This is a genomic window from Paraflavitalea devenefica, from assembly GCF_011759375.1.
In the GTDB taxonomy this organism is placed as follows: domain Bacteria; phylum Bacteroidota; class Bacteroidia; order Chitinophagales; family Chitinophagaceae; genus Paraflavitalea; species Paraflavitalea devenefica.
Map to the genome: position 1 here is coordinate 1,511,729 of NZ_JAARML010000002.1, position 16,163 is coordinate 1,527,891.

General features: G+C 49.8%; 10 protein-coding genes. 4 read left to right on the forward strand and 6 right to left on the reverse strand.

The window, feature by feature from the left end; genetic code table 11:
- The first annotated feature begins 101 nt into the window (after positions 1-101).
- Positions 102-878 (forward strand): AbiJ-NTD4 domain-containing protein, encoded by a 777-nt coding sequence (locus HB364_RS15540; protein ID WP_167289142.1) that lies wholly within the window; start codon positions 102-104, stop codon positions 876-878.
- Between the two features lie 7 nt (positions 879-885).
- Here the strand turns inward: HB364_RS15540 and HB364_RS15545 are convergent, their stop codons facing one another.
- The 3 genes from HB364_RS15545 to HB364_RS15555 form a co-directional block, all read right to left on the reverse strand.
- Positions 886-3,252 carry an ABC transporter permease gene (locus HB364_RS15545; protein ID WP_167289143.1) on the reverse strand — a complete coding sequence of 789 codons (2,367 nt, stop codon included), beginning with the start codon at positions 3,250-3,252 and terminating at the stop codon, positions 886-888.
- 350 nt (positions 3,253-3,602) lie between these two features.
- The gene (locus tag HB364_RS15550) at positions 3,603-4,973 is read right to left on the reverse strand and encodes a glucuronyl esterase domain-containing protein (RefSeq protein ID WP_167289144.1); all 1,371 of its coding nucleotides are present in this window, start codon (positions 4,971-4,973) and stop codon (positions 3,603-3,605) included.
- 26 nt (positions 4,974-4,999) lie between these two features.
- Positions 5,000-6,964 carry a sialate O-acetylesterase gene (locus HB364_RS15555; protein WP_167289145.1) on the reverse strand — a complete coding sequence of 655 codons (1,965 nt, stop codon included), beginning with the start codon at positions 6,962-6,964 and terminating at the stop codon, positions 5,000-5,002.
- A gap of 371 nt (positions 6,965-7,335) precedes the next feature.
- On the opposite strand from HB364_RS15555, the gene HB364_RS15560 reads away from it, so the two are divergent.
- The 3 genes from HB364_RS15560 (at position 7,336) to HB364_RS15570 (ending at position 12,178) form a co-directional block, all read left to right on the forward strand.
- Entirely contained in the window at positions 7,336-8,055 is a 720-nt protein-coding gene (locus HB364_RS15560; RefSeq protein WP_167289146.1) for a hypothetical protein, read from the forward strand.
- A 209-nt stretch (positions 8,056-8,264) separates the two neighbouring features.
- The gene (locus HB364_RS15565) at positions 8,265-9,953 is read left to right on the forward strand and encodes an arylsulfatase (protein ID WP_246228497.1); all 1,689 of its coding nucleotides are present in this window, start codon (positions 8,265-8,267) and stop codon (positions 9,951-9,953) included.
- A gap of 56 nt (positions 9,954-10,009) precedes the next feature.
- Entirely contained in the window at positions 10,010-12,178 is a 2,169-nt protein-coding gene (locus tag HB364_RS15570; RefSeq protein ID WP_317170706.1) for a GH92 family glycosyl hydrolase, read from the forward strand.
- 80 nt (positions 12,179-12,258) lie between these two features.
- On the opposite strand, the gene HB364_RS15575 is transcribed toward HB364_RS15570, so the two are convergent.
- The 3 genes from HB364_RS15575 to HB364_RS15585 all read right to left on the reverse strand — a co-directional run bounded on the left by HB364_RS15575 (position 12,259) and on the right by HB364_RS15585 (position 15,998).
- Entirely contained in the window at positions 12,259-12,681 is a 423-nt protein-coding gene (locus HB364_RS15575) for a VOC family protein (RefSeq protein ID WP_167289148.1), read from the reverse strand.
- A 151-nt stretch (positions 12,682-12,832) separates the two neighbouring features.
- Complete coding sequence (locus HB364_RS15580; RefSeq protein WP_167289149.1) at positions 12,833-14,293, reverse strand: M20/M25/M40 family metallo-hydrolase; 1,461 nt, start codon at positions 14,291-14,293, stop codon at positions 12,833-12,835.
- Positions 14,294-14,408: 115 nt separating this feature from the next.
- Entirely contained in the window at positions 14,409-15,998 is a 1,590-nt protein-coding gene (locus tag HB364_RS15585; RefSeq protein WP_167289150.1) for a tetratricopeptide repeat protein, read from the reverse strand.
- Positions 15,999-16,163: the final 165 nt, after the last annotated feature.

Consider the following 16,163-nt stretch of genomic DNA (forward strand, 5'->3'; position numbering starts at 1 on the left):
TGTAAATATTTCCTAAAGTTTCCTAAGTGCCTGTTACTGACAGGAATAAATCTTAATTTAACAGAGCGCAACAACCTGTCTGGAAACCCAAAAAGCCTGTCATGAAATCAACTCTACGCACAACATCCTCCGCCATAAAACCTGCTTCCCCGGCTGAATTCATCAACCAGGACCTCAGGATCCATCTCTGGATGATATTATCAGATCACTTCTTTATAAAATTCAACAACGGATGGTCTTTAACCGAAACGGAGCAAATGGTACATTATATCCAAACGGAATGCTGCGCCGGCATCGGCAAAGCTCCAACAGTAAGTGATAAGGCTGATCCAAATGACTTCCTCAATAGACTCGAAAGCTGGTTCTTTGAAGCGGAGTGTTCTAAAGTGTTAGACTTTATAGAATTTATCCTGCCGGTTATACAGCAGAAAGACGATCGTTTCGATGAAGTGATCCTATTCTGCAACTATGCGATGGAAACAGAGGAGGCCGGCTATCATATCATAAATAATAAAGTGGTCCGGGTATTAACGGACAGGGAGTTGCAGGAAATTCAACAGGCCGTACAGGGAATAGCGCAGGATCCTGTGAGTAAACATTTTTCAAAGGCGATCGAACTACTGGGCAACAGGAAAGCGTCCAGCTACCGGGAAGCAGTACTGGAAGCCATAGCTGCTGTTGATTACGTCATGGAACTGTTTCCGATGTATAGGGTCAATGGGGAAGCCTTATTGCCGATCATCTCCAATCCCAATGGCCTGGTCAGCATCAAACATGCATTGACAGAAGGACACATGGCTGTTTCTTTCGACAAAGCCAGGTATTGGTTAGTGGCCTGCGCGGCTGCCATCAACCTGCTGAAAGAAAAAGTAGGTTAAAATAAGGTTATTCCGATTTCAGGCTTACTACCGGCCGGGTAATGGCTGCTTTCACCGATTCATAGCTTACCGTGAGCCAGGCAATCACCAATACCACCAGGGAAGCCACCACAAACACAATCCAATTCACGGGTATATGATACGCAAAACCTTCCAGCCACTGATGGATACCATACCAGGAAAGCGGAATAGCAATGGCGATAGCGATCAGAATGAGTTTGGTAAAACTGGTGGATAGCAAGTAAACGATACCGGTTACAGAAGCGCCCAGCACCTTGCGTACACCGATCTCTTTGGTCCGCTGTTCGGCCATGAAGGCTGAGAGACCATACAAACCCAGGCAGGAAATAAAAATAGCCAGGATGGCAAACAGGTTAAAGATGCTGCCCATCTTTTGTTCACTGTGGTATAAATTGTCCAGGTCTTTATCCAGGAAAGTATAGGAGAAAGGGTAGGCGGGGTTGAGGCTGGTATATACTTTGTCCAATGCTTTAATAGTAGCTTCTGTATTACCCGGCGCTGTGCGTACCATTACAATCCCTCCCCACCGGTTAAGGCGTAATACCAGCGGTTCAATGGCATACTGCAGCGGTTTATAATTAAAATCTTTCACAACGCCGATAATCATCCCTTTCCGATCGCCAAATGAAAGCGGCTTGCCCACCGCATTGCCGGCGTTCAGGTTCATCAACCGCATGGCTGTTTCATTGATCACATAGTTGGAGGAATCTCCATTGAACGTGGTGGTGAAATGACGGCCGGCCACCATCTTCATTTTAAACAGGTCAATAAAATTTTCATCCACATCCATGGAAGGAATGACCACCTGCGACTTCGGGTCTTTCCCTTCCCATGTTACATCAATCGTTCCACTGGTCAGGGCAGTAGGCAATTCGGAAATAACACTGAAATCACTGGTCAGCGGTGATTGCTGCAAAGTGCTTTTCAACGCCTTTTGTTTACTCCATATTTCCCCATTCATCGGTATATACAGCAGGTTCGATTTGTCAAACCCCAGGTTTTTATTTTTGATGAATTGCAATTGCCGGTACACAAAGGCTGTTCCCACCAGCAATACGATCGCTACTACAAATTGTGTAACAACCAATCCATTCCGGAATAACAGGTTGCCTTTTCCCAGGCGTAATTTCCCTTTCAATACTTTCACCGGGGCAAAGCCAGACAGTAACAGGGCGGGATAGCTGCCGGCTACCAGTCCGGTAAGCAAGGCAATCGCCAGCAAACCGGCAATGGGTTTACCTTCCAGCAAATGCAGGCTCAGGTTCTTATCTGCCAGCCCGTTGAAGCCGGGCAGGGCGATCCATACGATCAGGATGGCCACGCATAAAGAAAAGAACGATAGAAGAATCGATTCTCCCAGGAACTGTAACACCAGTTGATAACGGGCGGCGCCTACTACCTTGCGCAGTCCTACCTCTTTAGCCCTATTGGCGGAGCGGGCAGTGGCCAGGTTCATGAAATTGATACAGGCGACGGCAATAATGAAGATCGCCGCCAGAAAAAAGATACGCACATATTGCATATTGCCATGACCGGGCACATCAATCTGCATATCTGAATGCAGGTGAATATCGGTCAGGGCCTGTAAATGAAAATCGATCTTTGCTTCCTTACCCTGGCTTTTATGCCAGATCGCCTGGATCTTTGCGGTAAGACCGGGTAGGGATGCGGTCGTTGTTTTTTTATCCAGTCTGAGGTACGTATAAAAATTGAAGCTACCCCATCTTTTACGTTTAAGGTCCTCGTCTGTTTTTGCCAGGAACGACATGGGCAACAGTATATCGAACTGCAGGTGGGAGTTGGAGGGTATATTGGCCAATATACCAGTTACCATAAATGGATCATGGTTGTTTAACCGGATCGTCTTGCCCATGGCCTCTTCCTGGCCAAAATATTTCCTGGCCAGGGTTTCTGTGATCACGATGCCATTGGGCCGTTGCAGGGCGGTGGCGGCATTACCCTGCAGGAACGGAAAAGAGAATTCCTGCAGGAAATTGGAGTCTGCAAAAAAAACGTTCTTTTCCTCGAACTTCCGGCCGGCCCCTGCTTCAAACAGGCCGGAAAATGGTTTACTCAGGCGTACCACTGCTCTTATTTCCGGGAGTTGAGATTGCAGGCCTTCGCCCATACCTGCCGGACTTACCGCTGCTTTAAAGTCGCCGGCATTGGCGGTGAGCCGGTAAAGCTGATTGGCATTGGCATGGAACCGGTCATAGCTCAGTTCATGCTGTACCCACAATAGGATCAAAATGCAGCAGGCCATACCGATGGCCAGTCCGGCGATATTCAGGCTGGAATAGATCTTATGGCGGACAATATTCCGTAATGCGATCTTGAAATAGTTCTTGAACATGGTTAGCAGGTATATGCGTGATAACCACCCAAATAAAGGCCATTTTTGTATTGTGCTGAGAATCAATTGATATTAGAATATCCCAAGCTCCGGCACTGTGCGGTTTTGGTACAGGGAATGTGCGGTTGTGGGAGTGTTATAAGCAGCCGGGACAGACGGTAGCGTAATGGTACCCGACTGGCAGTGAACTTGCAGTCTAATGGGCAGGGAATGCCCTAAGATAGCTCTAAGATAGTACTGGGATAGCACTATACATTAGGCCATTCTTAGGCCATTCCCAGGCAACCCTTAGGCAACCCCCAGGCAACTTCGCTAACATAGTGCTACCCGTGCATTCGAATTTGTGCCTGTTACTTAGCCGTGAAATATCGCTCTGCAAATGCGATGAACACCGGCCAGTTGGGACCCGTAGTATGACCACCGCTATGCTGGCGGAAGGCAAGATCGCCTTCCAGTAAGCCCGTTTCCTGTTGAGGCATCTCCCGGGTGCCCAGGTCCTTTTTACCTAATAAAGTATATACCGGACCGGCATGTACGCCACCGAGGAACATGCCTTTGGCATCTACCCATTGCCCTTCTACTGTAGGAGAGCCGACACTGATGAATACCGGGCGCGGTGCACAGAGCGCTATCAGTTCATGGGCATCTACCGGCAGATCGGCAGGCGTTAACGGACCCGCATACCTGATAAAATTGCCGGCAAACCAATGGTATCCTCCGGAAGAAGCGAGGTTTTCCACCTGCTCGCCAAATATCCGGCGCAGGATCTTGGCGCCGCCTGCTCCGGAAGAACCAATAAAGCCGATCGCAAACCGCGGCTCATAAGCCATCGTTACCAGCGCCGCCTTGCCATATCGCGACAACCCTTCAATACCTACGCGTTTTACATCTACCGATTTATCCGTCTCGAAATAATCCAGCGCACGGCTGGCGCCCCAGGCCCAGGCGCGCAGTGCCCCCCAGTCATCCGGCTTACGCGGCTGACCCTTGTTCACCAGACCAATAATGCCCTGTGTTAAACCAGCCCCGTTATCGGCCTGGTAACTCGTGGGCACCAGGATCGCATAGCCCCAACCTTTGGCTAATAATTGTTGCTGCCAGGAAGGTGGCGCGTTGCGGGAAGTATCGCGGGGAGGCGTAAAGCCCGGCGGGAACTGGAAACCAAATTCCATCATTACCGGCACCGGCCCTTTCGCATCAGCAGGAACAGTCAGGCTTAATTGTATATCAACAGTGATGGCTTTATAAGCGGAATTGTCTACATGGCCCACCAGCTTTTTGATGATCACCGGGAAGTTGCCATTCATTTCACGGGCAGTACTCACTACTTCCCAGTTTACCGGGGGCGTATGCTTAGGCGCCCGGCCGTATATCTCGCGGTCGAAGGCTTCCACAATTTCGGGACGGCGCAGCTTCCACCAGGTGTTGGCATCCGTTACCGGTTGGCCGTTGTTTAGCACCAGTGGGTTGGGTAGGGTAGTGTAGGGAGAAGCCCTTGACTCGTCGGTATTGGCAGCATTGGGCGATTGGGGATTACCTGAGGGGCCGGGTCTGATAGCAGTGATCTGCAACTGGGAGAGCATTTGCTTATAGTCCTGCTGCGTTACCCGGTTAATGCTGTCGCGGCGCAGGCTGTCGGCCCGTGATAACCGGCCAAACTGGGCATAACCCGCTGCTGTTACCACAAGGGTAAGTTGCATCAATAGGAAAAGGCGTTTCATGGTGTATGCTTTATTGATGGTTCATTTTACTGATCTGTTCTGAAGGGGGAAGCGGGCAGGCCTTCCCTGTTATACAGGTTGGGATTGGCAGGATTGTCGGCCCAGGCATACCGCACATACAGCGGTTGGGCAATGGCGTCATTCCATACGATCACCTGGTCGCCTTCGATCTTCGCTTTGGCCCATACAAACTTTTTATCGGCGCCAGCAATGGCAAACTCACCGGGCGCTTCACCGTCATTCGTGATCAGTCCGCCGCCAACATGATGGAAGCGGATCTTCATCTTGTTCCCTTCAATTAGTACGGTATCATACAGCGGTCCCGATGCTACGATGTTTTTATTACCATAAACCAACTGGTCTGCCAGCAGCGACAACCGTTCGCCTACGTCTTTCTTATTGTCCGGGTGAATATCATTCCATTCACCCAGGTCAATCGCTACAGCCATGCCGGTGTTCGGTACGGACAATGCTTTCAGTTGTGCTTCCCGCGTAGCGGCCCAATGGCTTTCCATAGGCAGGTATTGCACATCCATATAATTGGGCAACTGTACATACAGGAAGGGAAGATCACCCTGGCCCCATTTAGTGCGCCAGTCTTTGATCAGCGCCGGCATCAGGGCAGCATATTCCCGGGCGTTGCCGGTATTGGCTTCGCCCTGGTACCACAGGAAACCTTTAATGGTATAAGGGGTGGCAGGGGCCAGCATGGCATTATACAAAGCGGTAGGACTATTCTGTGCAGAAAAAGAAACGCCGTTAAAACGTTGGGGAATGAACACATCGCCCACGCGGTATTGCCAGGTGCCTTTCAGGTCAATCGTATCCTGTCCCGCACTAAGGTAATAAGGCTTATCGGGTACAAACCCGCCTTTGCCGGATTGGTTAGTAACACGCACCACCAATAGGTTTTTCCCCGGCTGTAAAACACCCGCAGGCAACAGATACCTTCTTTGCGGATATTGATAAGTAGTACGGCCCACCTGCTTCCCGTTTACGTACAGTTCATCTGCATCTATGATCCTGCCCAGTGCAATCTTAGCCGGCAATTGCGCCATGGCTGCAGGAACATCAATCTCTTTGCGGTACCATACCACGCCGTCCAGGTCGCGGATGCCCTGGTCTTCCCAGTAGCCAGGCACATTGATAGACCGCCATCCTTTGGATTGATAGCTGATAGCATACCAGGGCACAGCGCCTGTCAATCCTTTATCTTCCTGCTTAGGCCGGCTGTTATTAAAGGCCTGCATGGCCCGTATAAGTCCGTTGGTATGCGCTGTATCCTTATTTTGGGTAATGGTGGCAGCGATCGCGGGAAATGCGGCCAGCCCTTCTTCGCTGGTCCATGCCTGTATAGGCGTACCGCCCACACTGGCATTGATCAGGCCAATAGGAACCTTATATTGCTCATACAGCTTGCGTGCAAAAAAATAAGCTACGGCTGAGAACTGTAATACATCCTGCGGATTGGCGGTTTTCCAGTAGCCGGTGGGCAGGTCATCATGCGGGCCCTGCAGGTCGGTCATTGTGGGTATCCAGAAATGACGTATCTGCGGATAATTGGCGGCCGCAATTTCCTTTTCATACCGCTCCCGGTGCAGGATCATCTGGTGCACCATATTCGATTGCCCCGAACAGATCCATACATCGCCTATAAGAATATCTTTTAGCATAAGATGATGCTGGCTGGCGTCAATCTGCATCGTGTAAGGGCCGCCGGCTTTCGCAGGCGCCAGTTGCACCTGCCATTTACCATCGTTGCCCGTGGTCGTTCTATAAGTCTTGTTGTTGAACCGCACGGTCACCTTTTCACCGGCTGCTGCGCGGCCCCAGATACGGGTGTTGGCATCACGCTGCAGCACCATGCTGTCCCGCACCAATTGCGGCAGGCTCAGGGCAGGCCGTATAGCCGTTTGACCATATACCAATGATAACAGGGGACTGCAGGCAACAAAAAAGGAGAGGAGCTTTTTCCGGTAAGTTCGTTTCATATGACAGCTATAAATGTAATCGATTGCTTTCTTCTATATAGGCTAAAATAGCTCCTTTTTTGAAAACAAATTATACAATCGGTTACATTATTAAAATGATGTCTATGTTTGAGATCAACAATTGGCAGGATTACTTAAAAAGAAGAGGCGCCTCATCCAAAAAAATCCTACATTTAAGTGGTATTCTTTCCATTTTCACAGCAGGGACCATCCCATCCTGCGTATCCAATCTACTTTCCTAATGCTTTTGGTGGCGATCTAAACACTTATCCCCCGTTATTGCTTTCTCTTATCTGTGCCTCATCCCTTATCACTCCGTTGCACCTATTCAATCTCTACCCGCTATTTATTCATCAATTAAATCATCTGACATGAGAAAGATGCTTCTCATCTGCTTGCTCATTCCTGTATTAGGAATTAGCCAGACAAAAAACGTGGTCAATTTCTTCAGGGTATTCGCCAAACCCGACAAAGGCGCCCAATTGGAAAAAGCATTGATGGCCCATGGCCAGAAATACCATACGGGCAATTGGAAGTGGCGGATATTTGAAATTCAGACAGGGCCCGATGCCGGAGGCTTCCAGGTAATTGAAGGACCGCTTAGCTGGACGGATTTTGATAGCCGCGGCGATCTCGGGGCGGCACATATGGCCGACTGGAATACTACTGTGGCCCCCTTGACAACAGGCGTGGGCACCCAGGCGTTTGCTACCTTCCTTGAAGAGTACAGTACTGTTCAGCTATCGGACTATGCCGATAAGATCATCATCAATCACATCTATCCTAAACCCGGTATGATGGGAGGGCTTAAAGACATGACAGCAAAAATGAAAAAAGCCTGGAAGGCCGGTAATGAAAGTGTGGCCGTATATGAAGCCAGTTTTTCCGGCGAACCGCAAATTTCAGTTGTTACCAGGCTCAAAGCCGGCTTAAAAGAACTGGAGCCCAATTTCCGGAAACCGCTGCCCGAAAGATACAATGCGGAGAATGGCGCCGGAGCCTGGGAAGGCTTTATGAAAGCTGCCGCTGACAATGTAGAACGCCGTTGGAGTGAAATGCTGTTGTACCGTGCCGACCTCAGCTCCAAATAATAACAATACTCAAAAGGATAAGGGGCATTAACCCTTATCCTTTCCTTCCCGTCTTCCCGCCTTATCCCAAGGAGTCCTTCGGACCCGGCGATGGATATACGCAAAAAATGAGACAAATTGAACAAGTTTTGAACAAGCGCGAAGCTGCCTATTCAGTTACCTTGAACCGGTAATATGTCAGCTACGCTATGAAGAGCAACAAAATATACATGAGTGTGCTATTGGCAGGAACCGCCATAGCCATATTGTTGGGATGGAAGAACAAACCGGAAACTACGCTGCCCCAACCGAAGCGCCCCAACATCATCGTCATCCTCGCCGATGACCTCGGCTTTTCCGACCTGGGTTGTTATGGCGGGGAGATCAAAACGCCTAACCTCGACTACCTGGCGCAGAACGGCCTCCGCTATACCCAATTTTACAACACCTCACGTTGCTGTCCCTCCCGCGCTTCCCTGCTCACCGGGCTCTACAACCACCAGGCTGGTATTGGTAAAATGACCGAAGCAGAAAATGAGCCGGGCTACTACGGGCACATCACCCAAAATACCGTTACCCTGGCGGAAGTATTAAAAACAGCCGGTTACCATACCGCCATGACGGGCAAATGGCATGTGTCCAATACCAATGTACAGAAGACCCCGCAGGAACAGCTCGACTGGCTGAACCATCGCACCACCCATGAAACTTTTTCGCCGCTGGAACAATATCCTACCAGTCGCGGCTTCGATAAATTCTTTGGTACTCTCTGGGGAGTCATAGACTTCTATGATCCCTTCAGCCTCGTCAGTGGCACCCAACCCATTACCAGTGTGCCCAAAGATTATTACCACACGGATGCCATCAACGATACAGCGGTGGCCTACATCAGGGAATTTGCAAAAACAAAACAACCTTTCTTTTTATACGTAGCGGAAAATGCACCACACTGGCCGCTGCAGGCAGAACCGAAGGACATTGCCAAATACAAAGACACCTATAAAGTGGGTTGGGAAGCCATCCGCAAAGCACGTTATGAAAAGATGGTGAAGATGGGGCTTATTGATCCCCGGCAAACCAAACTACCCCAAAGATGGAACGACAAGCTTACCTGGGCAAACAATCCCGATACTGCCTGGGATGCGCTGGCCATGGCCGTGCATGCCGCCATGATCGATCGCATGGACCAGGGCATTGGCCGCATCATCAACACCCTGCGGGCAACAGGACAACTCGATAATACGCTCATCGTATTCCTGTCTGACAACGGCGCCAGCTCCGAAAATGCCGCCAATTATGGGCCCGGTTTCGACCGTTCCGGTGAAACACGCGATGGCCGCAAGATCATCTTCGCCACCAAAAAAGAAGCGCCACCCGGACCACAAACTACTTACGCGTCTATTGGGCAGCGTTGGGCCAATGTGTCCAACACGCCTTATCAATACTGGAAAGCGGAGTCCTGGGAAGGTGGCGTACACACGCCCATGATCGCTTACTGGCCCAAAGGCATTACCGCCCCCAAAGGCAGCTTCAATAGTCATGTAGGCCACGTCATGGACTTCATGAGCACCGTAGTGGAATTGTCGGGCGCTACTTATCCCGCTACCTATAAAGGTCATACCATTCCGGCCACTACTGGTCTCAGCCTCGTGCCTTCTTTCAGCGGGCAACAAAACAAAGGACACCAGACACTCTTCAATGAGCATTTCGGCGCCCGTTATGCACGCGAAGGCGACTGGAAACTGGTATCGGGCAGTGGCAGGGACAGCACCTGGCGTTTGTTCAACCTGGCCGCTGATCATACGGAGACCGTTGACCTCGCCGTACAATACCCCGATAAAGTAAAACACATAGACAGCCTTTGGCGGCAATGGGCCAATACCCACAATGTATTCCCCAAACCTGGTAGCAGAAAATAACATTGCATTAGTATCTTCACCCGGTTATCTACAACCTATTAAAACAGCATTATAAAGTGAACAGACTATTCAACCCGCGAACAGGCCTGGCCGGCCTCCTGCTGCTGGCAGGTTGCATCGCCGGCGCACAGGACATCAAAAGCTATACCTCCTATGTAAATCCTTTCATCGGTACAGCACCACTCACCGATTCGGCTATTCTTGGATATAACCTGCCCCAAGGATGGCGGTCATGGGCCGGGCTCGTATTTCCCGGTTCCTCTTTACCCAATGCCATGGTGCAGTTAAGCCCTATGACAGAATATGGCTCCGGCGCAGGATATGAATATGAAGACGATGTCATCTATGGATTCACCCATACCAATAAAGGACATTGGAACCTTTGCAATATACCATTGTTGCCCGTTTCCGGTGCAACGGATACCGGCAGTAAATTCGTGTCCCACTTCTCCCACAAAAAAGAGACAGCTTCGCCGGCTTTCTACCAGGTATACCTCGATGATTATAACGTAAACGTGAGCCTTACTTCCACCCTGCGGTGCGGGTTCCATAAATACGAGTACAAAGACAACAACAACCGGAAAATACTCTTCGATCTGGCCAAAGCCAATAACAGGGTCTCCGACTGGACCATTGAGCAGGTAGGCAGTACTGCCTTGCAGGGCTATCAACAGTTGGGCAGGGAGAAAATATACTTCTATGCTGTCGTTAACAAGGGCATTGACAAGCTGGAAAAAAAGAAGGAAGGCGCCGCCGATGGATGGGCGCTGGTACACATCAGCAATGGCAACAACACACCGGTAGAGCTCAAAATAGCCTTATCATTTGTCAGCACACAAAATGCCCAACAGAACCTTGGACAGGAAATAGGCAACCGGTCATTTGATGACATCCGCAAAGCGGGCAATCAAACCTGGGAAGCGGTGTTGTCAAAGATCCAGGTGAAAGGCGGCACTGAAAAACAAAAGCGGATGTTCTATTCCTGCTTTTACCGGTCACTGTTGTGGCCAGCCCTGCTCAGTGATGTGAATGGTGAATATACGGATGCAAAACGGCAGGTGGTAAAGGCCGATTTTAACTACTATACCATTCCTTCCCTTTGGGATACCTACCGCAACAAAGATGTGCTGCTGGGCATCGTATCGCCGCAGGTAACGCTGGATGTGATCAAGTCGCTCAAGGACATAGGCGATAAAATGGGATTTATTCCCACCTTTTTCCATGGAGATCATGCAGCTTCTTCCATCACAGGCGCCTACCTGCGCGGCATTACCAACTTTGATGTAAAAGGCACTTATCAATTGCTGTTAAGAAATGCAACCGTAGAAGGCGGCACGCGGCCGCATATTACTGAATACATACAAAAGGGTTACATCTCCGAGCCGGATATTGCAGCGCCCCATGTGGAGACCAAGGCCAAAGCCGGTGTTTCCAAAACACTCGAATATGCCTATGATGACTACTCAGTAGCGCAGTTGGCAAAGCAATTGGGCGATACGGCCAACTACAGGCTATTCATGGTCCGCTCAAAGAACTACAAAAACGTATTTGATCCTTCCACCCGCTTCATGCGTGGCCGGTTAGAGAACGGTGAATGGGTTCGGCACTTCAATCCGCAATATCCCTACTATGAATACATGTACCGGGAGGCCAATGCCTGGCAGGTATCTTTCTATGCCCCGCACGACATGAAAGGACTGATTGAACTATATGGTGGCGCAAAGAACTTTGAAGCCAAACTCGATTCATTATTTACGGTACCCTGGAATCCTAACTACATTGCCAGGAATGTGGAGACCATGGTAGGACAATATTGCCAGGGCAATCAACCCGATCATGAAGCGCCTTTTGCCTACCACTTCATTGGCAAGCCGGAAAAGTCTCAAAAAATACTGGATCACATCTTAAACAATTTGTACGGTATTGGCGAAGACGGACTGATCCTGAGTGGCATGGATGATGCGGGCGAAATGTCGGCCTGGTACCTGTTCAGTGCATTGGGTTTATATCCTTTTTCCGCCACCGATCCCGAATACATTGTCACCGTACCGCTGTTTGACCAGGTAAGCTGGCGGCAAACCAACGGTAAACTATTGACCATAAAAAAGTCGGGCAACAGCAGGCACATGCGCGCCATCCTTGTCAATGGAAAAAAGAATACCGGCTACTTCGTACCGCATGAGCTGTTCAAAAAAGGAGGGGAGGTTGTTATACAAACGCGATAACACAGTCTTGGCAATAGACACACAGCCCTTTGATAATTGTCAAAGGGCTGTGTGTCTATCGGGTAATATCATTCAAAAGATCAGGAGGGTTGGTTGCTGTAATTGATCATCCAGTGTACACCAAACTTGTCTACGAAAGAACCAAAATAATCGCCCCAGAACATGTCTTCCAGCGGCATTTCTATTTTTCCGCCTGCAGAGAGACCGTTGAAGAGGCGGTCTGCTTCCTGCCGGCTATCAGGTGCAACAGAAATATAGTTGTTGTTACCCATCTTCAGTACATGACCGGCAGAAGGAAGACAATCGGAAGCCATCAGGAACTGGCCTTTGCCAATAGGCAGGGATGCGTGCAACACCCTGTTCTTTTCATTGTCCGGTAAGTTTTCCGTACCCGGCGCTTCAGTCATTCTCCGGATAGACAATTCACCGCCGAAAACAGCATGGTAAAAACGGAATGCTTCTTCGGCATTCCCATCAAAATTCAAATAAGGATTGAGAACCATAATAATACCGTTTAAAGAGTTTCTAATAGCGTTGATAATGGCAATAGAAGACTGGCAAGCCTCCTGGAACAATGCATCAAAGCTATGGCGAATAAATAAACGGCAGGCTGTGCTATTCTGACAAAATCCGGGTGTAATTGCGACAAACCTTCTAATCCTTCCATCGCCATGCTCCTTCCAGCACCAGCGGCTCTTTCAGGTTATGCTGCAACAGGAACTGTTTGGTTTCCTCATCATTTAGTTTCTTCACAGGAATCGTATCGGCTGTGCCCAGCCCGTATAACAGCATAGATACAAACCGGACGGTGTTTTTCAGGCCTTGCTCACTATTTACCAGGCTGAATACATCACAGTCTGCATGATAACAACCTGCCGGACCATTTACGCCACGGCCGCCACCGCCACCGCCTGTGGGAATGCCTTGCAGCATAAAGGGCTGGTGATCGCTGTGCAGGCCTGTCCTGTCCGAAAAACCATTTGTGAAAGTCGTGTCAATCTTATTAGCAATGGCGCCAATCGCCTGGAAAAGTTCCTTCGCTTCCGGCATGCTCGAAGAATAACTGCGCACATCACCCGTCATATCGAAATTGAGCATATACCGCAGGTGGTCAATTTGCTTGTTTTTAATAGCTGCGGCTACATACGCTTTCGAACCCAGCAGGCCCTGCTCTTCACCCATAAACATCACAAACTCAATCGTGCGTTTGGGCTTCAGGTGTAGTTGTTGAAACGTTCTCGCCATATCCAGTACAGAAAAAGACCCGATGCCATTATCGATAGCGCCGGTGGCAAGGTCCCAACTGTCGAGGTGGCCGCCCACCACGATCTTCTCCCGGGACAGGCTGCTGCCTTTGATCGTAGCGATCACATTCCGCGCTTTTATAAGGCCGGAGAAATTGGTCATATTTATCCGGCTGTACAAGAGGCCGGTTTTCAACTGCTCTTTCCATTGCATGCCGTCTTCCTTGCCAATACAAACGGCTGGTATGGGGATCAGTTTCCCGGTTACAGAAGCTGTGCCGGTCAGCAGTGTGCCGCCATCTACCGTATTAATCACAATAATGCCTTTGGCGCCATATTTAATGGCGATGGCTGTTTTTTCTGAGCGGTGCAAAGACCGGCCTGTTGTGCCCGGAAGCAGGCCGAGATATACCAGCGCGATCTTATCTTTCACCACACCAGGACGGGCTATATAATCACTGTCCAGGCCATTGCCCATATCTACTACTTCAGCAGTAAGGTCCACCTTCACCGGTGAATGCGCCAGTGATACCGACTTTACTGGTTGCAGGGAACCAGTATTGGCGCCTACGCTCACTGCCAGCGTACCGCGACTCCAGCTCTCTACTTCAAAAGGTTGATATTTTACATCGGTAAACCCGTAGGACTTGAGCAGGTTATAAGCATAAGCCTCTGCCTTGCTGCCATTTTCGGACCCGGTAAGCCGGTGCCCGATCGTTTCTGTCGCATCCTTTAGCGTACTGTAAGCTTTGGAATGTTGTTGTACCTCATCATTGATCTTTCTGAAAACAGGCTCCCAGGTGGGATTTTGTTGTGCAAACAGGGAAACACTTGCAATAAGGAACAGGCCGGTCAGTATTGATTCTCTCATGTTAATGGGGGATTGAGCGTGCTCAAAGTAAGAAAAAAATCAATGGTGCAAGCATGAAGCTATGCTTGAAGGCGCGCTTCCCGTAAAACGGGACAGGTCGTGCCTTATTAAATCCTTACTGTCCCGCCTTTCTACGTAATTCATTTACCTTTTGTGCGGCATACATAGGTTCCATGTCACGGAGGTTCTCAAAATGCCGGATGGCAGCCGTCCATTGTTGTTTTTGCTCCTGCAATAGTCCGAGGCTATTTTGAGTATTGAACCATTGTTCCGGATTATCTTTTTGGGTATAGAAGTCAAGTGCAGCGGTATAGGCCATCACTGCTTCTTCCAGCAGGATGATACTGTTCGTGGCGGCGCGGCTGCTTTCTTCCCAAAGGGCAGTGCCCAGGTTGTATTGCGTGCTGGCATAGGCTTCCGGAAAACATTCTTTGGTGTGTACGATCAGCGCTGCGCGGAAGGCCGCCACTGCTTCGGAGAGTAAAGTCCTGCCTTCGGTAACCCGGCCTTGCTCAAACAATGACACACCGAGGTGATGCTGGGCCCAGGCCCATTCCTCCGGCGATTCTTTTTCAGTATACACTTCCAGCGCCAGCCGATAGGCTGCGGCCGACTCCTTAAACAGGATAATGGCTGCAGCATCTTTTGTATCACTGCCCCAGAACTGAAGCATATTGCCCAGGTTATATTGTGCCAGTGCCCAGTCTTGCGGATGATCCTGACGGGTATATATTTCCAGTGCTGCCCGGAAAGCGGCAATCGCTTCTTCAATAGCGCCCAGGTTACTCAATACAACGCCCATATTATTCTGCATCCTTGCCCAGTCTTGCGGCTGATCCTTTTTGGTATAAACGGTCAGTGCAGCATTGTAAGCCGAGAGGGACTGCAGGAATAAACTATCGCCGGTACTTCCTGCTACCAGTTCCCCCTGTGTTTGCAATATCGTGCCCAGGTTGCTTTGCGACCGGGCCCATTCCTGTGGGAAGGTGGTTGGACTATACCGGGCAAGCGCTGCCTGCTCAAGCGCAGCAGCCTGTGTCAATAAAGCAAAGCCTTCATCACCTCCGAGGCGGTTACCTTCTTCGTACAATACGATGGCCAGCAGGTCCTGCACATGGCTTTTCTTTTGTGCCGGCGTATCCTGCAACAGCAGGCTGTCGGCCTTGCGGTACAGGCGGATAGCTCTTTTGAAATTACCGCCCTCGCTGGCGCTGTTACCTGCCAGTAAATAAGCGGTGCAGGTTGCATCCGTTGCTGCTGTTATGGCCGGGTCTTGCCCGCCTGCGCCGGTCAGGTTCACAGGTAATGACTCTTCCTGCAATATAGCAGCCTGTTCATAATACAGCGAAGAAGTGTGGAATTGTTTCAGGTAATAATTGCGGGCTCCCTGCAGCATCAGGTCCCCCTCTTCATTCTTTACAGAATCTGCCTGCGCCCAGGCATTCACCAGTTCCCTTGCTTGCGTGCAGGTAATCCCATGCTCATGGGCAAATGCTGTAAAACATTCATCATAATGCGCAAGGGTGGGAGCTTTTTCTGTGATGGCCTGCTCGTTCGCTTTTTGGGAGATGGTGCTGATCAGTGTTACAAAAGAAGCATTCGTAACCGGCTTAACGCGGCTGTTAGTCTCTTTCAGGCTATCCTGCGCATGCAGGCACGACAGGCAGTATACAAAAAAAGACAGGCAGGTAAAATGCTTACGCATAAGCGGTACAATTGGTGAAAAAAGGGTACACAACTTATTGGCACAGGCATATTGGTCAATCGGATCCCGGATCACACAGGCAGGGCAAGTTTAAACGTGCTGTTTTATATATAAAGGGCGGACGATCTTACGGAATGTAAGGTTGAGAGGTACGATAGAAATGCC

What these genes read in the sequence shown, in the direction of transcription:
- HB364_RS15540 (WP_167289142.1), top strand. Translation starts at nt 102, where the DNA reads ATGAAATCAACTCTACGCACAACATCCTCCGCCATAAAACCTGCTTCC.
- HB364_RS15545 (WP_167289143.1), bottom strand. Translation starts at nt 3,252, where the DNA reads ATGTTCAAGAACTATTTCAAGATCGCATTACGGAATATTGTCCGCCAT.
- HB364_RS15550 (WP_167289144.1), bottom strand. Translation starts at nt 4,973, where the DNA reads ATGAAACGCCTTTTCCTATTGATGCAACTTACCCTTGTGGTAACAGCA.
- HB364_RS15555 (WP_167289145.1), bottom strand. Translation starts at nt 6,964, where the DNA reads ATGAAACGAACTTACCGGAAAAAGCTCCTCTCCTTTTTTGTTGCCTGC.
- HB364_RS15560 (WP_167289146.1), top strand. Translation starts at nt 7,336, where the DNA reads ATGAGAAAGATGCTTCTCATCTGCTTGCTCATTCCTGTATTAGGAATT.
- HB364_RS15565 (WP_246228497.1), top strand. Translation starts at nt 8,265, where the DNA reads ATGAGTGTGCTATTGGCAGGAACCGCCATAGCCATATTGTTGGGATGG.
- HB364_RS15575 (WP_167289148.1), bottom strand. Translation starts at nt 12,681, where the DNA reads ATGGTTCTCAATCCTTATTTGAATTTTGATGGGAATGCCGAAGAAGCA.
- HB364_RS15580 (WP_167289149.1), bottom strand. Translation starts at nt 14,293, where the DNA reads ATGAGAGAATCAATACTGACCGGCCTGTTCCTTATTGCAAGTGTTTCC.
- HB364_RS15585 (WP_167289150.1), bottom strand. Translation starts at nt 15,998, where the DNA reads ATGCGTAAGCATTTTACCTGCCTGTCTTTTTTTGTATACTGCCTGTCG.